This window comes from Mucilaginibacter sp. P5_A4 (assembly GCF_056400605.1).
On the sequence record NZ_JBFUKX010000008.1, the window covers coordinates 1 to 24,392 of the forward strand.

The 24,392-nt window shown below is 40.9% G+C and carries 25 protein-coding genes; 2 read left to right on the forward strand and 23 right to left on the reverse strand.

Annotated elements, in window-relative coordinates; genetic code table 11:
* Positions 1-113: 113 nt before the first annotated feature.
* The 19 genes from AC1DQW_RS07110 to AC1DQW_RS07200 all read right to left on the reverse strand — a co-directional run bounded on the left by AC1DQW_RS07110 (position 114) and on the right by AC1DQW_RS07200 (position 19,400).
* The gene (locus AC1DQW_RS07110) at positions 114-776 is read right to left on the reverse strand and encodes a DUF2461 domain-containing protein (RefSeq protein ID WP_477453459.1); all 663 of its coding nucleotides are present in this window, start codon (positions 774-776) and stop codon (positions 114-116) included.
* Positions 754-1,029, reverse strand: coding sequence for a hypothetical protein (locus tag AC1DQW_RS07115; protein WP_477405471.1), 276 nt, complete (start codon positions 1,027-1,029; stop codon positions 754-756). Before AC1DQW_RS07115 ends, AC1DQW_RS07110 begins: the two co-directional genes overlap by 23 nt.
* A gap of 159 nt (positions 1,030-1,188) precedes the next feature.
* Positions 1,189-1,467, reverse strand: a complete 279-nt coding sequence (locus AC1DQW_RS07120) for a hypothetical protein (protein WP_477405469.1) — start codon at positions 1,465-1,467, stop codon at positions 1,189-1,191.
* 279 nt (positions 1,468-1,746) lie between these two features.
* A complete protein-coding gene (locus tag AC1DQW_RS07125; RefSeq protein ID WP_477453460.1) occupies positions 1,747-2,322 on the reverse strand; it encodes a DUF420 domain-containing protein in 576 nt (191 codons plus the stop codon).
* Between the two features lie 5 nt (positions 2,323-2,327).
* Entirely contained in the window at positions 2,328-3,026 is a 699-nt protein-coding gene (locus AC1DQW_RS07130; RefSeq protein ID WP_477453461.1) for an SCO family protein, read from the reverse strand.
* The gene (locus AC1DQW_RS07135; protein WP_477405463.1) at positions 3,026-3,370 is read right to left on the reverse strand and encodes a cytochrome C oxidase subunit IV family protein; all 345 of its coding nucleotides are present in this window, start codon (positions 3,368-3,370) and stop codon (positions 3,026-3,028) included. The genes AC1DQW_RS07130 and AC1DQW_RS07135 overlap by 1 nt, the downstream gene beginning before the upstream one ends.
* 11 nt (positions 3,371-3,381) lie before the next feature.
* The gene (locus tag AC1DQW_RS07140) at positions 3,382-4,104 is read right to left on the reverse strand and encodes a cytochrome c oxidase subunit 3 (protein ID WP_477453462.1); all 723 of its coding nucleotides are present in this window, start codon (positions 4,102-4,104) and stop codon (positions 3,382-3,384) included.
* Positions 4,105-4,125: 21 nt separating this feature from the next.
* Positions 4,126-4,710, reverse strand: coding sequence for a cytochrome c oxidase subunit 3 (locus AC1DQW_RS07145; RefSeq protein WP_477414731.1), 585 nt, complete (start codon positions 4,708-4,710; stop codon positions 4,126-4,128).
* 5 nt (positions 4,711-4,715) lie between these two features.
* On the reverse strand, positions 4,716-5,579 hold the full coding sequence (gene cyoE, locus AC1DQW_RS07150) for a heme o synthase (RefSeq protein WP_477453463.1): 864 nt from the start codon (positions 5,577-5,579) through the stop codon (positions 4,716-4,718).
* Positions 5,576-6,637 carry a COX15/CtaA family protein gene (locus AC1DQW_RS07155; protein ID WP_477453464.1) on the reverse strand — a complete coding sequence of 354 codons (1,062 nt, stop codon included), beginning with the start codon at positions 6,635-6,637 and terminating at the stop codon, positions 5,576-5,578. Before AC1DQW_RS07155 ends, cyoE begins: the two co-directional genes overlap by 4 nt.
* 138 nt (positions 6,638-6,775) lie before the next feature.
* Complete coding sequence (locus tag AC1DQW_RS07160; RefSeq protein ID WP_477453465.1) at positions 6,776-8,665, reverse strand: cytochrome c oxidase subunit I; 1,890 nt, start codon at positions 8,663-8,665, stop codon at positions 6,776-6,778.
* Positions 8,666-8,684: 19 nt separating this feature from the next.
* On the reverse strand, positions 8,685-9,878 hold the full coding sequence (locus AC1DQW_RS07165; RefSeq protein WP_477453466.1) for a cytochrome c oxidase subunit II: 1,194 nt from the start codon (positions 9,876-9,878) through the stop codon (positions 8,685-8,687).
* Between the two features lie 47 nt (positions 9,879-9,925).
* Positions 9,926-11,191, reverse strand: a complete 1,266-nt coding sequence (locus AC1DQW_RS07170; protein WP_477453467.1) for a quinol:cytochrome C oxidoreductase — start codon at positions 11,189-11,191, stop codon at positions 9,926-9,928.
* A 12-nt stretch (positions 11,192-11,203) separates the two neighbouring features.
* Positions 11,204-11,788: a c-type cytochrome gene (locus tag AC1DQW_RS07175; protein ID WP_477402667.1), complete on the reverse strand. Its 585-nt coding sequence runs from the start codon at positions 11,786-11,788 to the stop codon at positions 11,204-11,206.
* Positions 11,772-12,308, reverse strand: coding sequence for a DUF3341 domain-containing protein (locus tag AC1DQW_RS07180; protein WP_477402666.1), 537 nt, complete (start codon positions 12,306-12,308; stop codon positions 11,772-11,774). The genes AC1DQW_RS07175 and AC1DQW_RS07180 overlap by 17 nt, the downstream gene beginning before the upstream one ends.
* A gap of 2 nt (positions 12,309-12,310) precedes the next feature.
* The gene (gene nrfD / locus AC1DQW_RS07185) at positions 12,311-13,783 is read right to left on the reverse strand and encodes an NrfD/PsrC family molybdoenzyme membrane anchor subunit (protein ID WP_477414743.1); all 1,473 of its coding nucleotides are present in this window, start codon (positions 13,781-13,783) and stop codon (positions 12,311-12,313) included.
* A gap of 27 nt (positions 13,784-13,810) precedes the next feature.
* Entirely contained in the window at positions 13,811-16,867 is a 3,057-nt protein-coding gene (locus AC1DQW_RS07190) for a TAT-variant-translocated molybdopterin oxidoreductase (protein ID WP_477453468.1), read from the reverse strand.
* Between the two features lie 37 nt (positions 16,868-16,904).
* Positions 16,905-18,167: a c-type cytochrome gene (locus AC1DQW_RS07195; RefSeq protein ID WP_477453469.1), complete on the reverse strand. Its 1,263-nt coding sequence runs from the start codon at positions 18,165-18,167 to the stop codon at positions 16,905-16,907.
* A 252-nt stretch (positions 18,168-18,419) separates the two neighbouring features.
* A complete protein-coding gene (locus AC1DQW_RS07200) occupies positions 18,420-19,400 on the reverse strand; it encodes a deoxyhypusine synthase family protein (RefSeq protein WP_477453470.1) in 981 nt (326 codons plus the stop codon).
* A 123-nt stretch (positions 19,401-19,523) separates the two neighbouring features.
* Here AC1DQW_RS07200 and AC1DQW_RS07205 point away from each other — a divergent pair, with 123 nt between their 5' ends.
* On the forward strand, positions 19,524-20,660 hold the full coding sequence (locus tag AC1DQW_RS07205) for a BamA/TamA family outer membrane protein (protein ID WP_477453471.1): 1,137 nt from the start codon (positions 19,524-19,526) through the stop codon (positions 20,658-20,660).
* 77 nt (positions 20,661-20,737) lie between these two features.
* On the opposite strand, the gene AC1DQW_RS07210 is transcribed toward AC1DQW_RS07205, so the two are convergent.
* On the reverse strand, positions 20,738-21,352 hold the full coding sequence (locus tag AC1DQW_RS07210; RefSeq protein ID WP_477453472.1) for an O-methyltransferase: 615 nt from the start codon (positions 21,350-21,352) through the stop codon (positions 20,738-20,740).
* 43 nt (positions 21,353-21,395) lie between these two features.
* Between AC1DQW_RS07210 and AC1DQW_RS07215 the strand changes: the two genes are divergently transcribed.
* A complete protein-coding gene (locus AC1DQW_RS07215) occupies positions 21,396-22,253 on the forward strand; it encodes a transglutaminase family protein (RefSeq protein WP_477453473.1) in 858 nt (285 codons plus the stop codon).
* 14 nt (positions 22,254-22,267) lie between these two features.
* Here the strand turns inward: AC1DQW_RS07215 and AC1DQW_RS07220 are convergent, their stop codons facing one another.
* The 3 genes from AC1DQW_RS07220 to AC1DQW_RS07230 form a co-directional block, all read right to left on the reverse strand.
* Entirely contained in the window at positions 22,268-22,588 is a 321-nt protein-coding gene (locus tag AC1DQW_RS07220) for a hypothetical protein (RefSeq protein WP_477453474.1), read from the reverse strand.
* A gap of 101 nt (positions 22,589-22,689) precedes the next feature.
* Positions 22,690-23,601 (reverse strand): alpha/beta hydrolase, encoded by a 912-nt coding sequence (locus AC1DQW_RS07225; protein WP_477453475.1) that lies wholly within the window; start codon positions 23,599-23,601, stop codon positions 22,690-22,692.
* Positions 23,602-23,632: 31 nt separating this feature from the next.
* Complete coding sequence (locus AC1DQW_RS07230; RefSeq protein WP_477453476.1) at positions 23,633-24,391, reverse strand: LytR/AlgR family response regulator transcription factor; 759 nt, start codon at positions 24,389-24,391, stop codon at positions 23,633-23,635.
* Between the last annotated feature and the right edge of the window lies 1 nt (position 24,392).

Below are 24,392 nucleotides of genomic sequence, written 5' to 3' on the forward strand. Positions count from 1 at the left end.
ATAATGATCTGTACTCTTTGGGCGATAATATTTTGCATGAGCTAATGGCTATGCAAAAAGCAGCGGCTAATAATAGATATTTAGTTTTCATGTGGTTAATTTTCAGGTTGTTATTATGCGAGTGCATTCTTCAGGAAAACATTCAGCGGATATATTTTACTGCACATATCAGCCACCAGCTGTACTGCGCTATCTTTTGTGATATCCTCGTCGGATATTTTATGCCAGGCTACAAAGCTTTTCAACTTTAGCAGGTCGATATTTTCATTTTCAGCGCTGTATTCTCTGGGAACAGACTTTAATTGCTCTTGTTTTCTGAAATCACCAAATAATTCGATAAAGGCTTTATCATCAATAATCTGCTTTAATGCAGATGCGTTATAATCTATCTCCTGGCGTATGGCTTTCAAGTGAGCAGCCTCGGGCATCCAGTAACCACCGGCAATAAATGAATTTCCCGGCGAAATCTGCAAATAGAACCCCGCACTGCCGCCTTTTAAGCCCGCAGAAGGGATGCTTACGCCGAAATTATCTTTATAAGGAGTTTTATTTTTGCTGAAACGGATATCGCGATAAATTCGCATTACCCGTTTTTTAGGGTCCGTAGTTTCATCAATCGCCGGATCTATCTTTTGCAGTTTGGCAAGCAACTGGCCTGTAAAGTCAATTACATTTTCACGGGCAGCATCGTAACGTTCTTTATTGGCCAAAAACCATTCACGATTGTTGTTTTGAGCCAGATCTTTTAAAAATTCAAGACTTTCCTGGTATATCATCAGTATCTAAATAGGCCTGGTAATGTATTTTGGGCGATAGCCAATATAACAAAAGCACACGCGAATATCTGAAATTTATAGGTGCCAGTACAAGGCAGCCTAAAATAATTACACTAAGATATAACCAGGGCGAATCGGAATTGTGCGTAATTAAATATGTAAGCCAGGCCAGGCCTAATGCTTCACCCACATTTAGGGCATAGCTTACGTACATAGCTGCGTAAAAATATCCTGGTTCTATCTCAAAATGCATATTGCAATGCGGGCAATTGAGGTTTATTTTATTCGAAAAGCTATACGCCCCTCCCTGAAACATATCTCCACGACGGCATCGCGGGCATTTACAATGAAGCATCGCCCATGATTTTGGTGTTTCCGGCATGTTAATAAATTAGGGGACTATATAAATTACTTAATTCAGGTTCAGTTTTTCGTCGCGCATGTTAAGGTTAACATTTTTACGGCGATATTTTTTGTACCAAATATACCCGCCGGCAGCAACTGCAAAGTAAGGCGCACCTAAAAGAAATAGGATGCCTTTATTTAAGCCTTTAGCTGCGTTACCGCCGCTTTTAGTATTTGTTTCAACAGTGGCAGCACATTGCGCGCATTGTGCTTTTACAGGCTGCCTTGCGCATACCATAAGCCCAAGGGCCATTACGAAAAGAATGATTTTTGAAACTCGTTTCATACTACAAATTTAACTAATTATTATTAGAAATAGAATCGCATACTTACGAAGATAGTTGAGGGCAAAGATGTCGTCTGAACCGGGATTTATCGAATTAAAAAAATCAGAATTTTAAAAATTCGTGTAATTCGGCTAATTCCATAAATTCCGGTTTCAGACAATGCGATAGGGATGGAAATGGATACCGGCCAATGAGCGTAATGCCTGCAGGTGTATGAATGCACAGCCCGGGCCAAAGGCATCGCTAAAATAAGCCTGCCAGACTATATTGTCTGCCTGTTAAAAATGATAGTACGGCCTTATCATTAAATAAACCACTACACCGCTTACCGTTACAAATAACCATATCGGGAATGCCCAGCGTACAAGTTTACGGTGCTTTTCTACCTGCATTTGCAGGCCGCGGTAAAAGCTTAATAATATCAGCGGTAAAACACCGGCGGCCAATACAATGTGCGGGATCAAAATGCTGAGATATACGGTACGCAATACGCCAATAGATTCACGCTCGTCAATTGAAAGTATTCCGTCAAAATTGGCATCACCATAGAATGTATCATTACGCATCAGGTAATGAAACAGGATGTACGATACCAGGAATGTAGATGACAAACAAAATGTAACAATATTAAGCCTTTTATGAACCTTTATATTGCCTTCTTTAATAAAGTAAAGTGATGTAAGTAAAAGCACAGCACAGGTGCCATTCAATATGGCATTCAGCATAGGCAGGTATGGCGTAAACGCCGGGGCTACTGCCGGACCGGGGATAAGGTGGCGGTTTAAAACAACAACTACCAGTACCACAAATATGGTGACCGATGCCACAAAACGGAAAATAAATTTATCGGTCATATCACTTAGTATAAGGCTTTATCAACTTTACGCAACTCTTCTGCAATCAGTACTTTTATTTCGTCGTTAAGGCGGTTAACATCGGTGGTATTGGCGCCCGAATAATATCCCCTGATGTGTTTATCCTGGTCGATAAGGATCAGCTTATCGCTGTATATAAAATCGTCCTTGCCTGTTTGTACCGCATCAACTAAAAAGCCTTTACGGGCCAGGGAATAGATAGATGTAGTGTCGCCAGTTAAAAATACCCAGCGGTTTGATTCGGGCTTATAGCTTTGCAGGTATTTTTTTAAAACATCCGGGGTATCGCGCTCAGGATCAACGGTAATGGAGGTAAAATACACCATCTTGTTTTTCCAGTAAGTACCCACCAGGTAGCTCAAATTTTTATTGATGGTATTGCATACTGTTGGGCAGTGGGTATAAAAAAAACCGGCTACAAATATTTTGCCTTTCAGGTCGGCTTCTGTAAACTGTTTACCATCCTGATCGGTAAGCTTAAAAGCCGGAACCTGGTAATAGTTGGTATCAGGGATATCCTTGCCATGAAACCTATGCGTGGTTTTGGCTACCTCCTTTGGGCCGAAAAAACTTAGTGGTTTATACCTGTTTTTACCCTTTGCGGTTAGTAAATAATACAAAAATCCTGGTACTGCTAATATGAGCACCAGGACTATAATTTTTTTCCAGATGGCAGCTTTCATTACCCCCTCAGGTCAATCCAGTGGTGGCTCTCGTTAGTAAGTACCAGGATTAAACCGATTATAAATATAATTGGAACTATAATAGCTAATGCCAAACCCAATTTCTCGAACTTTAAGTGCATAAAGTAAGCTACAATGTAAAATGCTTTAAGCAGTGTTAAAACTATGTACACAGGATTTGCAACTCTCAGATACTCTGGGTGACCAGGTACAACAACCAATGCTATAATGAATTCAACACAGGTAATGGCCAATAATATAAAAAACACTTTCCAGATTTTTTTCCGGGTCATTGTTTCGTGCTCACCGCCTTCGTGATGAACTTCGTGTGATTCTGACGACATATATAATTTTTTTAAACTAAGTAAAAGAATGTAAACACAAATACCCAAACCAGATCTACAAAGTGCCAATAAAGGCCTACTTTTTCAACCATTAAATAGCTGCCGCGTTTTTCATAGGTACCTCTTAACACATTAACGGTGATAATAATATTGATTATAACCCCTGTAAATACGTGAAAACCGTGGAAACCTGTGATGGTAAAGAATAAGTTTGCAAACTCCTGAGCTGTTAAATGCCTTGCAGCATCGGTACCACCAGCGTTAAAAAACTTACCTAATTCTTCAATAGCAGGTGTACTTCCCCACCAGAAACCTTCATGATGCAGGTGGCTCCACTCTAATGCCTGGCAACCCAGGAACATAAAACCGCCAATAATGGTAGCTACCATCCACCATAAAACTTCTTTTTTAGCATTACGATGGCCTGCCTCAACAGCTAATACCATGGTAACCGAGCTCATGATCAGGATAAAGGTCATCAAGCCGACAAAAACTAACGGCGCTCCGCTATCTAACAAGCCGGGTACCGATTGGAAAACTTTATCTGCTGCGGGCCATACACTTGCGCTAAAACGCAGTGAGCCGTAAGAAATTAGTAATGACGAAAAGGTAAATGCATCCGAAAGGAGAAAAAACCACATCATAATTTTTCCGTACTCAACATTGAAGGGAGATCTCCCTCCTGACCACGGAGTTGTTTTTACTTCATCAATTTGTGATACTGTTGTACTCATTTGTACTTAAATAATGGTGTGTTAATTTTGGTTCAAAAGTAAAAAAACATACAGATAAATCCATATAATTCCGAGAAAATGCCAAAAAATAGAAGTCATTTCCATTTTAAACATGTTTCGTACCTGTGGAATGTTCCTGTATGTGCCCCAAAGGGTATTTAATAGTAATAAGATAGCTGCAATAATGTGTATTAAATGCGTACCCGTAAAGGCATAAATAAACGAACGTGATGCATTGGGATCGGTAAAATAGATGCCCATTTTATAAGTTAACACGTACCATGCGTAAATCTGTATAGCAAAAAACGCCAAACCCAGCATAAATGTTAACCATAAATACAGTTTCTGTTCGCCAAACTGTAATCTCTTAGCCGCCCTCTGGGCTAATAACAATGTACCACTGCTTAATATAATAGCAGCCGTGCTATAAATAAAAGCGCTGGGCATAATTACATTAAGGCCGTGCCCCTTGCCCCCGCTATAAACAATAAACCCGCTGGTTAAAGCCGCAAAAAACATGAACGATGTGAAGATAAAAATCCACATGTTGAATTTTTTTGGCGCCAGATCAAGCCTGTCATTATTTTTCTGAATCGAAGCCATCATTACTTTCACTTTCCTATAAAATCAAATAAAAACATTAGCTGCACTACAGGCAAATACATAAACGATCCAAACATCAGTTTGCGGGCCGCCTCTATTTGCCGGGTGCGCAACAGGCCATATGCCTGGTATAAAAATATTATACTACATACCAACGATACCCCAGCCAACCAGTAACCACCATGGTGATAAAAATATGGCAGTAAACTTACCGGCAATAGTATCAATGTAAATATAAAGGTAATTATCGCACTTCCTAAATTTCGGTTTCCTGTTGGTAATAGCCTAAAACCGGCCAGCTTGTAATCATCATCCAAAACCCAGGCAATAGCCCAAAAATGTGGAAATTGCCATACAAACTGAATTGCAAATAATATTAAAGCTATTTCATCAATACGACCATGCTGCTGAGCGGCCACGTAACCAATAAGCGGCGGCAATGCGCCCGGTATAGCACCCACAAACACTGCGATGGGCGATTTACGCTTTAATGGCGTGTAAGCAAAAGCATATAACAATATCGAAAATACCGATAACAACCCGGTTAGCAGGTTAAGGCTGCCTAACAGGTAGGTTCCGGCCATTCCCATAGCTAAACTTAAAACCAATGCCTGCCCGGTAGTCATTTTTCCCGAAGGAATTGGGCGGTCCATGGTACGCTTCATCAATTTATCCAAATCTTTTTCAATGATCTCGTTAAAACCATTAGCTGCTGATGTTACCAGGAAACCACCAACAATCAGTTTTACCCAGTTTATCCAATCAATATGACCGTTTGCCCTGCTGCCTATCAAAAATGAAATAGAGGCCGAAAATACTACCAAAAAGGTAAGCCTTAATTTTATCAGTTTTGAAAAATCACTCCATTTCATTTACTTCCCCCCCTAACATTAACCGACTGATGCAAATTCAACAGCAAATAAAATTGTGCTCCAAATACCAAACTCGCCAATAAAATATGTGCTGCCTGTGCAACTGGCGGCAGCGCCCAATATGATAACAATATCCCTGTAACTATCTGCAGCATAATCATCAAAAAGTTAAAGCTCATTAACTGCTGATGAATAGAATGCCTGTTAAAACGCTTACGTACCAATGCATATAATACCACGTTTATAATAAATATCAAAATGGCCATGTCCCTGTGATGCGCAAAGATTTCGCCTGCGTTAACAACCCAGCTATTGCGGTAACCACCCTGAAAGTGGGATGCAACGGCATCAATCTTCTCCCTTACCTCGGTGCCAAAAGTGATCTGCAGGATACTTAATAATAAAGCGACCAATGTGATAATATAAATAAGCGGGTTGGTATTCAACTTACCAATGCCGTAAACCTTTGCCAAATGATAGGTATAGATGCACAATCCCAATATGGCCAACGCCAGCAGCATGTGTACAGTAACTATCCACGCCACTAAGTTTGTTGATACTACTATAGATCCTAACCATCCCTGGAAACCCACCAGAATAACGTTTAGTATACTTAATACTGTTATCTTTTTATCCTTACTCCAATAGCTAAGTGAATATATAGCCGAAAGAAGCAGGAAAATACCAGATATAGCTCCTATTAAACGATTAATATATTCTGTCCAGGTTTTGCCCACGTTGAATTCTTCCGGGATCAAAATGGATCTGTCTTCGCGAATGCGTTTCGCCAAATCACTATAACCAAATATATCCAGCGTTTTGGCGAACCGCTGATTTTTAGCTAAACGCCGATCAGCATATTTTTGCTTATAATCTTTAGGCAAATCGGTACTGCTTGTTGGCGGTATATACCTGCCAAAACATTTTGGCCAGTCCGGGCATCCCATTCCTGACCCTGTACTACGCACAACACCACCGGCAAGTATCAAAACAAAAAGAAGAACGATTGTTATGAGGTTGATTTTTTGAAATCGTTTATTACGTGCGGCTATGCTCATTTAAATATTTCTAAAAATTTAGGGTACCTTATTAAGTCGGAAGTTCTTAAGTCTTAAGTTCTGAGTTATAACTGAGAACTTAAGACTTCCGACTTAAGACTTAACACGGTACCCTAAAAGATCAGATCAGTATTAAGATTATTTTACTTTTTCTTCAGCTTTCAGCGTACTGTTAAACTTGTTTAGCTCCGCTAAACCCGCCGGGTTATCTTCAAAATCATGAGGAAGATTTGAGCTCATGGTTTGTGAAAAAGGAACAGTTTGCGGGATAAAATCCTCTTCGGCACCTGGCTTGCTGTAATCATAAGGCCAACGATAAACAGTTGGTATCTCACCCGGCCAGTTACCATGAATATGCTCCACTGGGGCCGTCCACTCCAGGGTATTTGATTCCCATGGATTCTGCGTTGTTTTTTTACCGGCAAATATCGATACGATAAAGTTATATAAGAAAGCTACCTGTGCTAAAGCTGCCATGATAGCCGCCCAGGTAATAAATGTATTGATAGTTAACCATTTTTGCATTGAAGCAAATTCAGTAAATGCATAGTAACGACGTGGTACACCATCCAATCCCATAAAGTGCATCGGGAAGAATACCAGGTAAGCACCGATGAAAGTTAACCAGAAGTGCAGGTACCCTAACTTCTCGTCCATCAGTTTACCAAACATTTTAGGGAACCAGTGATAAACACCGGCAAGCATACCAAATATCGCTGCCGAACCCATTACCAGGTGAAAGTGAGCTACAACAAAATAAGTATCATGTAAGTTGATATCCAATGCAGCATTACCCAGGAAGATCCCGGTTAAACCACCTGATATAAAGAATGACACCATACCAATAGCAAACAACATTGCAGGTGTAAACCTGATGTTACCGCGCCATAAAGTTGCCAACCAGTTAAATGTTTTTACTGCCGATGGAACCGCAATGATCAGCGTAGTGATCATAAACACCCCACCAAGGAACGGATTCATACCGGTTACAAACATATGGTGCCCCCATACGATGAACGATAATACGGTAATACCTATCAGTGAATAAACCATCGCGTGGTAACCAAAAATTGGTTTACGTGAGTTTACCGACATTACCTCGGACGAAATACCCATCGCCGGCATAATTACGATATATACCTCCGGGTGACCCAGGAACCAGAATAAATGCTGGAACAGGATTGGGCTACCACCTTCATAAGGTTGCTGAACACCATTTAATACGATATCAGAAAGATAGAAGCTTGTACCAAAGCTGCGGTCAAATATCAACAATACAACACCGGCAACCAATACCGGGAATGCAAGGATACCCAATATAGCGGTAAGGAATAAAGCCCAGATAGTTAAAGGCATTTTCCAAAGGTCCATACCTTTTGTACGCATGTTTAACACGGTACTTACATAGTTGATACCGCCCATTAACGATGAAGCAACAAACAATACCATACTGATAAGCCACAAGGTCATACCCTCACCGGACCCGGGCATAGCTTTTGGCAGTGCCGATAACGGAGGATAGATTGTCCAACCACCACTGGCAGGGCCTTTTTGAACCAGGAATGATGATAACATTATCACACTCGCCAAAAAGAAGAACCAGTATGATAACATATTCATGAATGGCGAAGCCATGTCACGGGCGCCTATCTGCAAGGGAATCAATAAGTTGGCAAAAGTACCGCTTAAACCGGCCGTTAATACAAAGAATACCATGATGGTACCGTGAATAGTAACCAATGACAGATAAAACTCGGTACTGATACGTCCGTTTGGCGCAAAATGACCCAGTAATGTAGTCAACAACGGGAATGTTTTATCTGGATAAGCCAGCTGAATCCTGAAAAGTATTGATAATATCATTGCAATAACCGCCATAGTAATACCTGTAATAAGGAATTGCTTGGCAATCATTTTATGATCCATGCTAAATATGTATTTAGACACGAAAGTTTCGTTATGGTGATGTTCGTGACCGTGTTCGTCGTGATGTGCTACTCCGTGATCGTGAACTGCTAATGTTGACATATCGCTCTTTTATCTTATATTAATTATTTAACGCTAACCTATTTTGAGACACTGTTTGTTGCGGTTCCGCGGCTGCGAAATGCAATTCCTTCCTTAACCCATCGGTTAAGTACGGTTTTTGGTGTGATAACCATGTCTGGTATTCGGCTTCAGAAACTACACGCACAATTTTTTGCATGTTATAGTGACCGCCACCGCATATTTTGTTACAGTACACTAAGTACTCAAATTTAGGGTCGTCCAATCGGGTGCGCATTTGCGCAGTAGTAATAGTTGGGGTAAATTTAAAATAGGTTGGTAATCCCGGTACGGCGTTAAGCTGAACCCTGAAGTGTGGCATGTAAACACTATGGATAACATCCTGGGCTTGTATATTTAACCTTACAGATCTGTTTACCGGCAGGTACATGGTATCGGCAGACAAATCATCAAAGCTGCTTTTCCTTTTGAAATTAACACCCAGTTTGTTTGATGCAGTAGTTAGTTTAAAGTCCTTAGGGCCTAATTTGCCATCCTTACCAGGATAACGTAGTTCCCAGGCAAACTGGTGACCGGTTATATCAACATCGATGGCTGCAACTTCGCCCTTAGCATCAGTGTTATCCATAATTGTTTGCCAGGTAAAAAATCCGAAGACAACCAATATAGTTAAAACTATAGCAGGTACTATGGTCCATACCTTTTCGATGGTATTATTATGCGGTAAAAAGTGTGCCCTGCGTTTATCAGAGTGACGGTATTGAAATAAAAACCCAAACAATAATATTTGTGTAATAAAAAACACGATCATCGTCAACACCGTTGTAACGGTGAACATCTCATCAATTTTAATACCGTGAATAGAGGCTGCTTCCGGTAAGCTCATGCTTCCCTGAACTGTAAATGACCAATAGGAACCATACAAACCTGCAAGCAAGAACGCAAGGCAAGTAAAACCCATTACATTGTTCCATTTAAGGCCTTTTTTACCCTGAATTTTAAGGGTAAGATCGTAGATTTTTAAAATTTTACCTACCACAGCCACACCAACACATATCAGCAAAAACAAAAGCGAATAATAGGCAACACCGGTCCAATCAACTTGTGGGGCATCTTCGGTAGTACCGGCTGCTGCAGCTTGTGTTTGCGCAATCACCAGGTTAGTGCCCATAAGCATAAACGCAGCGAAAAACGATAGTAAGAATTTAGAATTTATTAATTTTTTGAATGCCATTTTAATGTTTGTTTGGTATTCTGTACTTGTTGCAAAAATAACAATTATTATATGTGATGATGAAGGCTCTCCTGTAGGAAAGGGTGTTTTTTAGGAATTATTGATTTGAACTTGCTTAGTGCATTCATCGTCAAAAATACAAACAACCCTACAAACCCTATTGCCACACCTGCTTCAATCCAAAGTATTTCGGTATACCATTGCGATGTTGGACCTACCGTGCCCGGCATTACCATTTGAAAATAATCAAGCCAGTGACCTATAATTAAAACATAACAGGTAACCTTTAATACTTTTGTAGTACGTTTTGAATCACGAGACATGATTATCAATAACGGCGCTAAAAAGTTGATAACAATATTTAACCAGAACCATGGTTTAAATTCGGGTTCCCATCTGCGTAAAAAATAAACTGTTTCTTCTGGAATGTTGGCGTAGTAGATCAACAGGAACTGGGCAAACCAAACATATGTCCAAAAGATAGAAAAACCAAACATTAGCTGGCCAAGATTATGCAGGTGATCCTGTGAGATCCATTGCATGTAACCATTTTCTCTTAATTTAATAATAGTTAGCGTAATAATAGCTAAACAGCTAACCCACATAGCGGCAAAGTTATACCAGCCAAACATTGTTGAAAACCAGTGAGCTTCTAATGACATGATGGTATCAAAAGCGAATATTGGTGAGGTAAACCCAAATATTACCAAAAATAAACATGATATGGTAAAGCTTTTACGATAGTAAAACATCCCCCCCAACTCATCTTCACCTTCTGAATATTTAACCAGTAGCGAACCAAAAATAGCGTAACTACCCAAAAATACAACCATGCGTACCAAAAAGAAAGGTTGATTTAAAAATACCGATTTACCTGCTATAATGGGATCATAATTAGCATTACCCTTAACGGCAACACCAGCTATGTTCCACAATTTATATAAATAAGGTGCAACAACCTGCTTGCCTTCAATTTCGGTATTGTGTGTAATATTTAAGCCGGCTATTACTACTACCAATAATATAATAGCGGCTATTGGCAGTGTTTTAGCAAATGCCTGTGGAATACGGATCAATGAAGCCGACCAACCTGCCTGCGCAACATATTGTAATGCGCAGAAAAATACACCTGCCATGCAAACACAGGCAAAGTAATAGCTCATCAGCAATAAATTTGCAAATGTGCGTTCGCCAAATCCGGTCAAAAACCCGGCAAGTATGGTTATAACCCCTACTGCTATGGCAGCCAGGCTATATGTTTTTACCTTGCCGGTAAATTCAAATTGCTCGTCAAAACTATTATGAGTGCTCATTCAATTTTATTCTTATAATGTTTGTAAATGGTGAACATACATGATCACTTTCCAGCGCTCTTCAGGGTTAAGCTGCGAGGCATATGAACCCATGGCGTTTACACCGTATGTAATGGTATGATAAATTTTACCGTCTGTTAAATCTTTCATTGCGCCGCCACGTGATGACTGTCCGCTTGAATACGATGGCGGAGGTGGATAACCGTGTTTTACCACTTCTCCATCACCAAGCCCCTTTTCGCCATGACATGGCGAGCAAAAATGCTCAAACAAAATCTTGCCATCTTTATAATTAGCCTGAGTTTGTGCTAAAACAGTTTTAACCTCAACACTTGCCAGTTCATAACCATCCTTTGTGTTGGGATAATCAAACTTGGTAAAGCCTACCGGAATAGTTCCGGCCGGTGGTACCTGGGCAGTTTTACCATCTTTAAAGTTAGGGTTCTTTTGATCGGGATCGTAAGCGGTGTGCTCATACATGTTAGGGGCATACTCCCAGCCAGTACTTCTTTTATCCTTGCACGATGTTACAACTATCGAAGCAGCGATAATGATAACTATTGTTCCTAATATTCTAAATTTATTCATAGCTAACATATTTTCTGTCGTTATGCTTAACTTCTACAGCTCCTGCTTCTTTTAATAAATTGGTGATATCTGCATGCGGTGTATTACCTTTTGCATCAATGGCGATAACAAATTTGTCGTTAGTAGCACGCAGGTCCATTACCCTTGGCGCACGGCCCGGGAAAAGGTGCGTTGCAAAAAAGAAAGTAAACGTCATACCAAAAGCAGTCCATAACACAGTCCACTCAAAGGTTACCGGTACAAAATCTGGTATGGCAAAAGCATTCTTTCCTCCTATGTTGGTAGGCCAGTCATGTACCAGCATGTAGTAAACCATGCTAAACATAATGGTGCCACCTAAACAGCCGAACATGAACGCTGCATAACCCAAACGCGAGTCCTTGATACCTAATTTAGCATCAATACCATGAATTGGACAAGGTGAATAAACGTCATAAATAGGTACGCTACTCTTTTGTAATTTATCGATCCCGTGCATCAGATCATCCGGATCATCGAAAATGCCTAATATATATTTGGTGCTACTCATTTTTATACTTTTTCGTATGAAGATTGTTCAACACTATCAAACTTACCTAATGAGCTAACATAAAACTCAGCCTCGGCTGGTTCAACATGGCCATTTGCAAGTATTTTTCTTTTTGCTTGCTCACTTGAGCTTTTAAGTATCAGTTTCACCTCGGCCATAGCCACTGAAGGCAGCACCCTTATAAATAAAAGGAACATGGTAAAGAATAAACCTATTGAACCGATAAAGACACTTACATCAACCCAGGTTGGATAAAACATGGCCCAGCTTGATGGGATATAATCGCGGTGTAGTGATGTTACGATAATTACGAAACGCTCAAACCACATACCGATGTTTACAACGATTGAAAGTGTCCAGGCCAATGGGATATTGGTACGGATTTTCTTGAACCAAAATAACTGTGGTGTAATTACGTTACAGGTCATCATGCTCCAGTATGCCCACCAGTACGGTCCCGAGATACGGTTCATGAAAGCGTATTGCTCATACTCGGCCTGTGAGTAAAATGCGATGAAAAGCTCTGTTAAATAAGCCACACCTACGATAGAACCTGTTAAAAGGATGATCTTATTCATCGATTCAATGTGGAACATGGTGATGTAGTTTTCTAAGCCTAATACTTTACGTGCTACTAACAATAGTGTTTGCACCATGGCAAAGCCAGAGAAGATAGCGCCCGCAACGAAGTATGGAGGGAAGATGGTTGTGTGCCATCCTGGTTCCAGTGATGTTGCAAAGTCCATTGATACAATGGTGTGTACAGATAGTACCAGTGGTGTTGAGATACCTGCCAGGATTAATGACACGGTCTCGAAACGTTGCCAGGTTTTAACCGAACCTGTCCATCCAAATGACAACACGGAGTAAATACGGCGGCGTAAGCCTGTTGCACGGTCGCGGATGGTAGCTATATCAGGCAATAAACCTGTATACCAGAATACCAAAGAAACCGAGAAGTAAGTTGATATCGCGAATACGTCCCAGATAAGCGGCGAGTTCCAGTTAACCCATAATGAGCCGTACTGATTTGGTAAAGGTAATGAGTAAACTGCCATCCACGGGCGGCCCATGTGAGCACCGATATAGGTAGCGGCACAAATTACCGCAAAAATTGTCATGGCCTCGGCCGAGCGGTTGATAGAGTTACGCCAGTTTTGACGGAACAACAACAATACCGCCGAGATAAGCGTACCAGCGTGACCGATACCTACCCACCACACGAAACCGGTAATATCCCAGGCCCATCCAACTGTTTTATTTAGTCCCCACGAGCCTATTCCAAACCAAAATGTATAGCTGATGGCAAAAACCCAAAGCAGGGAGCCCAATGACGCTACACTAAAACCGATCCACCAGGCTTTACCCGGCATATTCTCTACGGGGCGTAATACATCGTCAGTAATCTGACCGTAGGTGATGTTTTTACCCGTGATTAACGGTTCCCTTATTATTGATTCACTATGAGATGCCATATATTTTAATCTCTGTATATAAAAATTTTAAGCCTCTAATTCTGATAAATTTCTCACCTTAACCTGGTAACCAATACCTGGCTGAACGTTTAACTCTTCAAGCACGTAGTAAGTTCTTTCGCTCTGTAATGCTTTATAAACTTCTGAGTTTTTATCATTCCTGTTACCAAATACGATAGCATTAGCCGAACATGTTTGCTGGCAGGCAACCTTGATCTCACCATCCTTAAGCGGACGTTTTTCCATTTTGGCTTTTAACTTACCTGCCTGGATCCGCTGAACACACATCGAGCATTTTTCCATTACCCCACGGAAACGTGTGGTAACATCAGGGTTCAATACCAATTGTGTATGTTCATTGTTCAGGTAGTTATCAAAACGAGAGTCGTTCCAATAATTAAACCAGTTAAAACGGCGTACTTTATAAGGGCAGTTATTTGCGCAATAACGTGTACCGATACAACGGTTGTAAGCCATTTGGTTCAATCCTTCTGATGAGTGAACAGTTGCTAATACCGGGCATACTGTTTCGCATGGCGCGTGATCACAGTGCTGGCAAAGCATCGGCTGGTGAACTACCGATACATTATCAAAATTGGTAAGCTTAGCAATTTCCTTCTCTTCGGTTACAGCCTCTTCACTGTCGCCATGGTCGTTAAAGCTGTAGTAACGGTCAATACGGATCCAGTGCATTTCGCGACGACGCTTAACCTCATCTTTACCTACAACAGGAATATTGTTTTCGGCGCTACAAGCTACCACGCAGGCACCGCAGCCAGTACATGCATTAAGGTCGATGGCCATAACCCAGTCGTAAACAGGGCGGTCGTGATCATCCCAAAGGCTGGTTTTATTATAGTCCTTATGTTCGCCCTCGTTACCGCTACCGGCAGCAGGGTTCTTTTTGTATGCTGTAAATGAAGCTTCGCGGATAACACTCCTGCCCTCGTATGAGTGGTGAGTTTGTGTTTGCGCAAGCGGCGATATGATACCTGTTTTACCAAATGATGTAATAACAGCAGTAGTTTGCAATGTTCCGTTACGGAAGCTATAGAAAGGGAATGCGTTTTTACCTACATTATTACCTACCGTACCAGCACTTACCCTACCATAACCAACAGCAACCGATATAGTGCCTTGCGCCTGACCTGGCTGAGCCAATACAGGTACTTCAACAGTATAACCATTAGCTTCAATTTTGATCACATCACCTTCTTCGTAACCAAGCTTCTTAATATCTGCCATTGACATGGCAGCAAAGTTATCCCATGTAACTTTAGATACCGGATCTGGCAGCTCCTGCAACCATGGGTTATTGGCACGTTTACCATCGCCCATTGCTACTGATTGATAAACCTGTAATTCAAATTTATCACCAGATACCAGGCTGTTGCTATGATCTAATATAGTTTGTGCCACAGCATTAAGATCATGGCTAAAAGTATAGACACCAGCTGCTAAAGGAGCAGTTTTGATCATGCCTTTTTGCAACAACTCTTCCCATCCTTTTTGACCGGATAAGCCGCCTTTTGCCAATAATCCGTTATCCCAGGTGTTACGTACATAAGTATAGTAATCCTTCACAGGGCTCTCACTCCATACCAGTAAGCTATGCTCGGCCTGGCGGGTGTTATACACCGGGTTAATGGTTGGCTGTATTACGGTATAATAACCTTCTACAGCGTTGGCATCACCCCATGATTCTAAATAATGATGATTTGGCGCTACTACGTTTGATAGTAAAGCAGTTTCATCATTATGATCTGAGAATGATATTTTTAAACGTACTTTTTTAAGTGCGTCAGTAAACTCTTTTGCTTTAAAGTAATCGTAAGCAGGATTAGCGTTAAGGAATAATACCGCGCCAACCTGGCCGGCGGTTAATTCTTTTACAAACGCTACAAAATCCTGATCGTTACCGGCATATTGTTTTGATGCATTATCAAGGTCGATAGTACTACCATAGCTACCCAATATTGAGTTAATGGCATTTACTAAAGTTTGCGTAGCTACATCATTTGAACCTGCAACAACTAATGCTTTACCTTTTGCAGCAACCAATTCTTTAGCGGCAAGGGTTATGGCATTATCAATAGCTTTATTGCTTAATTTTTTTGACCCGGCTAAGCTTGTGCCTGCAACAGCATTGTATAAGCTTAATAAGGCAACACCTTCTTCAGATGGTTTGATAGGATAGCGGTTATCGGCATTGGTACCGGTTAAGCTCATTCCTGCCTCAAACTGAATGTGGCGCGACATTTTTTTGCTTTCCAGTGACTTGCTGTTACGATTTGATACGTATTGGCGGGTAAACTCTTCCGGCGAGATCCAGGTACCAAGGAAATCAGCGCCAAAGCTTACAATCACTTCTGCTTTATCAAAATTGTAATGTGGTAATACGGCTTTGCCAAAGCTATTTTGATTAGCCTGGATAATACCTGTATAGGATACCGCATCATAATTGATATGCTTAGCGGTTGGATATTTTGCAACAAAATCAGCAATAACTGCTAAAGTAGATGGGCTGTGGATAGTTGAAGTAACTATACGGATGCCTTTACCTGCAGCCGCAATAGCAGCAAGTTCACGTAAAACAAAAGCATCAACTTCGGGCCATGCCGCATCGTTGCCATCAATTTTAGGATCCTGTGTACGGTTTACATCATACAGATCCAATACCGAGGCCTGTCCCTGTGCGCTTAATCCACCCTTTGCAAACACGTCATGTGGGTTACCCTCAACTTTAATAGGGCGGCCTTCACGTGTTTTTACCAAAATAGCCTGTCCTTCATAAGTTGAAGAATAGTAGTTAGCTACACCAGGTGTAACTTCCTCAGGTTTTATAAGGTAAGGAATTGATTTATGCACAGGTACTTTTTGACAAGCGGCCAGTGTAACAGCACCAACACCAAAGCCAAGCGCCTTTAAAAAGTCGCGGCGGGGAGTTTTAGCCGATAAACCAGATCCGCTCAGCACTTCCTCAATAGGAATAGGCTCTGCAAACTCGTTTTTATTTTTCTCAACAAATTCTGGTGTTTTGTTTAGTTCTTCTAAACCTTTCCAGTATTTTTTATTGCTGTCCATTTAAGCTATATAAACTGTAATGCTAAATTCTTATTTATTAATAGTGACATTTACCGCACTCGATACCACCTAAAACTGCGGCAGTAACTTTCTCGCCTTTTTTAATCTTGTCGTGAGCTGCAAGTATGCTGTCGTAATAAGCGTTTCCTTTACCGTTAACCTCGGTACGTTTGTGGCACTGTATACACCATTTCATGGTAAGCGGCGAGTATTGGTAAACCTCTTTCATGGTTTGAACAGGACCATGACAGGTTTGGCATTTGATACCGCCAACTTTTACGTGTTGCGAGTGGTTAAAGTAAGCCAGATCCGGCAGGTTGTGGATCCTTACCCATTGAATAGGCTTGGCTGCTGTACTGTCATACTTCTGAGTTTTTGGATCATAACCCAAAGCATCATATATCTTGTGTATCTCCGGCGACTCGGTTTTAACAACCTTGTGGCAGTTCATACATACGTTTAATGATGGGATAGAAGCATTTTTTGATTTATATGCACCTGAGTGACAGTACTGGCAATCTATTTTCATAGTACCGGCATGTAACTCATGAGAGTATTTGATTGGCTGCACCGGTTGGTAACCTGTGTGTACATTAGTGTTCCAAAGGGAAACCCATCCCCAGCTGCCCATTGCTATAGTACCGCATACAAGGATAAAGAATACCAGCTTTTTGTTTTTAAGGACCTTTTTAAGTAAAGCGTTCTTATCAACCGCAACCGGCTCTTCTTCAATTACAAGATCTTTGTTTTTTAACAGCAGGCGCTCTAATGTTCCAACAACTTTGTTAAGTACTAATATTACAATGAAAGCGATTACGACAACGCCAACTAATCCCCAGATAACAAGACCGCTTGGACCTTCGTCAACTTTAGCTGCACCAGCATTATTAGCCGGGTTGGCTTTTGCGTCCTGCATGGTTTTCCACTCAGCACGTACATAGGTAATAACATTACCTACATCTGCATCAGACAGGTCTGTAAAGGTGGTCATCGCCTTCTGCTCAAACTTGTTATAAATAGCAAGAGCCTTAGGATTTTTTGCAGCGATTAAAGCCTGGTTGTTCTGAATCCATTTGATAAGGTATTTATCATCTGTTTCTTCGGTAATCTGCGGGCCAAGCGCCGGACCGGTCATTATCTGGTCGATCTTGTGACACGCAGTACATTTGGATTTAAAAATGGTTTCGCCTTTAGCAGCGTCCGTTTGTGCGTAAGCAGCAGAAAGACTTAAAAAAGCAAACCCAACAATCAGTAAAACCGATCTTGAGAATTGTTTAAAAATGAATGAGAAACTTCTCATAGAGTGTATTTATGCTAAATAATTTTTATATTAATGTTTATTCCGCTGTATTGATGTATGCACCATCTGAATATTACAGGCACAAAAGTAAAATTTATTACAGTATCGCTGACACATAAATGACAGTAACCTATAATTTATAATCGTTCTAAATAAATGTAAAAAATGCCATTTAAATACCCTTTAGCATGTATTTATATCATTTTGAAAATCTTTTAATGGTTTTATCACCAATATCGATTTTAAATTTTGTTACTGTTTTAGTATCCAGGCAAATATTAGGGGCGCTACAATAGTGGCATCGCTCTCCACTATAAACTTAGGGGTGTGTATATCCAGCTTACCCCAGGTTATCTTCTCATTTGGCACAGCACCCGAGTATGAACCATACGATGTGGTTGAATCCGAGATCTGACAAAAGTAACTCCAGAAAGGTACATCATGCATCTCCATATCCTGGTAAAGCATAGGTACAACACATATCGGGAAATCGCCCGCAATACCGCCACCTATCTGGAAAAAGCCTATACCCTTGCCCGATGAATTTTTGGTATACCAATCTGCAAGCCAGGCCATATATTCGATACCACTTTTCATGGTTGATGCCTTCAGCTCACCTTTAATAAGGTAGGATGCAAATATGTTACCCATGGTGCTATCTTCCCATCCGGGCACAACTATAGGCAGGTTTTTTTCGGCCGCAGCAAGCATCCATGAGTTTTTAGGATCAATTTCATAATACTGCTCCAGCTCACCGCTTAGTAATATTTTGTACATGTATTCGTGCGGGAAATAGCGCTCGCCGCTGTCATCAGCATCTTTCCATATTTTGTGAATATGTTTTTGCAGCCTGCGGAAAGCTTCCTCTTCGGGAATACAGGTATCGGTAACACGGTTATAGTGATTCTCCAACAAATCCCACTCTTCCTGCGGACTAAGATCGCGGTAGTTGGGCACCCTTTTGTAGTGCGAGTGCGCTACCAGGTTCATGATGTCTTCTTCAAGATTGGCCCCGGTACAGGAGATTATGTCAATTTTATCCTGGCGGATCATCTCGGCCAGCGAAATGCCCAGCTCCGCAGTGCTCATGGCACCGGCCAGGGTAACCATCATTTTACCTCCTTCATCAAGGTGGGTCTCATATCCTTTGGCGGCATCCATTAATGCTGCTGAGTTAAAATGCAGGTAGTTTTTTTCAATAAACTGCGAAATAGGTCCTCTTGTGATGCTCATGGTGTATCAATAAAATTCAGGTGCAAAAGTAGGCATTTTAGTTAATTATGATTTTTAAATTCAAAATACTCTAAAATTCAACTATCATAAAGGCAAATGAGGCTATATTAGCAAAAATTGCCTATGAAGACATTTGTAACAACTCTGCTGTTTATTTTTTGCCTGCAACCTGCGTTTTCGCAAACAAACCTTCTCCCTAAATTTATCCGTAAAATGTATTTTGATAAGGATAGCAGTAAAAAAAGCAGCTTTGTTATTTTACCGGTTCTCAGTTCGGCACCCGAAACAGGGCTTGAAGTGGGCGGGGCTGGTTTGTATTCATTTTATACCGATAGCCTTAAAAGCGACACGCGTGTATCAAACATTTTTACTTACGCTACCATTACAACCAAAGGTCAAAACCGCCTTAGTTTAAGTACCAGCTACTGGACACCGCATAACAAATATCACTTTACAGCAGGCATCAGCTATATAAACTTCCCTTTTGATTTTTATGGTATTGGTAATAATACGCTGAAAGCCAACACCGATCGTGTTGGGCAAAAAAGGATTAAATTATATATAGGAGCCGAAAAAAAACTTACCGATAACTTATATGCCGGTTTTGTGGCAGGTGCTTACAGGTACAGCTTTGGCGATGGACAAGCCAACAGTATTTTTTATACCGATCCAAGAGTTGAAAACCGTGAAGACGGCACCAGCGCCTACATTGGCCCAAGCCTTATTTTTGATAGCCGTAACAATAATACCTACACTACTAAAGGTGCCATTATAAACACATCATTTGAAATTACGCATGGCTTATTTGGCAATAATGATTATAAAGGCGGCTTATTTAATATAGAATATTCCCAGTTTTTTTCGCTTAGTAAAAAACTGGTTCTTGGGGTCGACATACAGGAGCAAAACCTTACGGGCAAACAGTCACCATTTTATTTAATGCCCGCTTTGGGCAACGACGAGTTGATGCGGGGGTATTACAACGGACGTTACCGCGACCGTAATATGCTTGCCGGCCAAACCGAGCTGCGTTACCGCTTAAGTCCGCGCATTGGCCTTGCAGGTTTTATAGGTACCGGAGAGGTTTTTAACAAAAGCTTTAGCTGGGGACAATTGAAACCCAACTACGGCGCCGGTGTCCGTTACTTTTTTGATATTGAGAAGGGCCTAAGCATCAGGGCTGATTACGGTATAGGTCAAAAGGTTACGGGAGAAGCGCGGCAGAGCGGATTTTATGCAGCGCTGGGGCAATCGTTTTAAATCAGAATTTACAGAATTTTTGAAGATTCAGAATTTAAGCGCGAATTCTGCTAATTTCAAAATTCTGCTAATTCTGATCAATACTTCACCTTAAAATGTTCCTTCTCAGCCCTGCCGGATTTGAAGAACACGAGACCTATCCAGAACAGATCAATAGTTAGCGTAACCTTTGGATGTGCTTTGATTTGAGTCCAGGCTTGTTTCATTTCCCTGCTTTGATAAATACCGGTAAAAACAAGTACGGTATCATTATGCGTTTTGGGGAGGCATAGTTCAAAATAGTTCAGCATTTCATTCTTACACTGATTGCTGTTAAAAAGAATCATATCAACTGTTGCTTCGCCTATGCCGGCAATTGTACCATCATTTTCGATAATATAAACCCTGGCATCAGGTACGGCCTTTTGCAGGTAAAAGGTTGTTATGCTATCTCCCGTGCCAATTTCAATAATGGTGGCCGGATTAAAATAAGCGGTTAACCTGTAAAGCAGCTGGTTTACTTTAGGCTTTAATACCCCTGTTTTCCGACCGGATATATGCAGAGCTTCAGCCTCATGGTACACTTTTTGGTCTTTATAATCGTATATTACTGTATCAATCAGCTTATATACAAACGGAGAATGTACGCCATGCCTGTTGTTTGCCCTGAGGCGATGCTGCACATAATCTTGCACTAATCTGAAACTTAACATCACTGCAAAAGTAAAAAAGTTTAGTATTTTAGCAGTATAGCGTATGATAAATCCGACGGAAGTAAACTCTTTGATCCGGTTACTGGACGACCCAGATAACGAGATCTATGAGCATGTTCACGAAAAACTGCTCGGCTATGGTATTGAAGTGATAGCATACCTGGAAACGGCCTTTGAGCAAGCCTTTGATGCGGTGCAGCAGGAACGTATTGCTAACCTGGTACACGAGATCCAATTCGGCACATTAAAAAACGACCTTAAGCTTTGGCACCAGGGTGGCGCTTTCGATCTTTTACAGGGCATCCTTATCATTAACCGCTACCAATATCCCGATCTGGACGAACAGAAAGTTATAAACCAGATAGAATCCATTAAGCGCGACATCTGGATCCAGATGATGAATGAGGCCAGCCCTAAAGAACAGATCAAGCTTATTAATCATGTATTCTACAATATTTATGGTTTCAGCGGCAACACCTCCAACCACCTCGACCCGCAAAACAGCTTCCTGAGCCAGGTGCTGGAAACCAAGAAAGGCAACCAGATCTCGCTGGCCATCATCTATTCCATTATCGCCCAAAAACTGGATATCCCGGTTTATGGTGTAAACCTGCCACAGCATTTCATTTTAGCCTACCTGGATGAAAGTATGGAAAGTGAATTTGAAGGCAACATCCTGTTTTACATCAATGCCTTTAACAAGGGATTCATTTTTGGCCGCAGGGATGTAGATATGTTTTTGAAACAGCTTAACCTTAAGTTTGATAAACAGTTTTATGAACCCTGCTCAAATACCGATATCATTAAACGGGTGATCCGTAACCTCATAAGCGCCTACGAAAATCTTGGTTCGACGGAAAAGGTAGTGGAATTAAATGAGCTGTTGGGAATATTGGGGTAAACCTCGTTTAAGATTTAGTCAACTACTACTTTATCTAATCCTTCTTTCCACGCATAGTATAATCCTTGACTATGTAATTTAGAAATGTTAACTCCATTTATCCAATCATAATGTTTTTTAATATAATCGTTAAACCGTAATTTGAGGTCATGAGCCGTTATAGTTTTATGCTCATCAACTAAAGCGATAAGAGTATCCATAATGAAACTACGCCCCTGACTCATAGCAGTCCGACATAATTCGTCATATGTAATTATGTCCAAATCCGATAAGTGATTAAATTTACTCTTTAATCTTAGATTTATTGGCTGTAACCAATTCTTACCAAACTCCATGCCATACTAAGGCCTTCATTAAGTATTTCCTCTTTCAACGTATGCTTTATACTAAACAACCTTGTTATTAAGCTCATAAAAAAATATCGAACAGGCAGATCTTACTTCCCGCTCAAAAAACCATTCTCCTCCAGCCAATTGGTGGCCCATTCAAACCATTTGCCTTTGTTTTTGGAGTTATTCATGCCAAAACCGTGGCCGCCTTCCTGGAACAGGTGCATCTCGGCCTTTACTTTATTTTTTAGCAAGGCATCATAAAACATCAGGCTGTTTTGCACAGGCACCACATTATCATCCTGGGCATGTACCAAAAATGTAGGCGGCGTGTTAGCCGTAATTTGTTTTTCGTTTGAGTATAATTCAAGTTGCGCTGCCGATGGTGTTTTGCCTATCAGGTTTTCGCGCGAACCAACATGAGCCTGTTCGCCAAAACTAATTACAGGGTATATCAGCATCATAAAATCGGGGCGCAGGCTAATGTTGTCTTTATTTTCAATCACCGGTTTATCAAAGTGTGTTCCTTCGGTAGATGCCAGGTGCCCGCCGGCCGAAAAGCCAATAATTCCTATTTTTGCAGGGTTTATCCCCCACTCCTTAGCATTTTTACGAACAGTTAATATGGCCATTTGCGCATCCTGTAGCGGACCGATTGACCTATCTACCATTATATCATCACTTGGCAAGCGATACTTCAGTAAAAACGCTGTTACACCTATTTTATTAAATTCCTGGCAAATGGCTATCCCCTCATGTGCATTGGCTAAACCGCCATAACCGCCGCCCGGGCAAACTACAATAGCGGCTCCGTTGGCCTTACCTTTTGCCGGCAAATAAGGTGTGAGGGTTGGTTCACTTACCCCTGTTATCCATGCACCATTTATTTTCTCTACATAAGTGGCAGGCGTAGGTTTTGAATTGGGCACACCTTTTGGATACAAAGGCATCGGCTTTTCCTGGCCGTAGGCTATAGTTGCTGCAATGGTCAAAACAAGGGCTGATAAAATAATTTTCATAATTTGTTAGGTATATGCAATTATAGGTTTTTTATGCTAAACTTTTGCCTAAAGCATCTTTTACCATTTCGCGGTTTTGGCGCGAGATGGGAACTTTGGTTTTATCGCTTAACAATAAAATACCGCCATCCTCTTTCAAATAACTTTTTACAAATTGTGTGTTCACCAGGTGCGATTGATGGGTACGCACAAAATGGTGTGGTTTTAATATATCGGCAAACTCCTTAAGGGTTTTGCATACCAACACCTGTTCGCGGCTTTGCAGGTAAAATGTGGTATAATTGTTTGATGCCTCGCACCTGATGATGTCGGTAATTTTTACATACATGATCTCGGTAAGTGTGGGCAGCGTGATCTTGGGCGTTTCCTTTTGGCCGGCCTTGATGTACTCCAGCAGGTGTTCTATACTTTGATTTTGTTGCCGGCCGCTTATCTTTTGCTCAGCCTTTTCAACAGCCAGTTTAAATTCGGTTATATCTATCGGTTTCAGCAGGTAATCCAATGCCGAAAACTTTATGGCCTGGATACCGTATTTATCATAAGCAGTGATAAAAATAACTTCGAAATTAATTTTATCAAAAGCCCGCAATACATCAAAACCCGATTGCCCAGGCATCTGAATATCCAGAAACAGCAAGTCGGGTTGATTGGCTTTTATAGCTGTTATAGCATCAATGGCATTTGATGCTGTTGCCACTACATCAATTTGGAGGCAATAGGTTTGGATGATCTGCTGCAAATTTTCGATATTGTTAGGCTCATCATCAACTATAATACTTCGGATACTCATG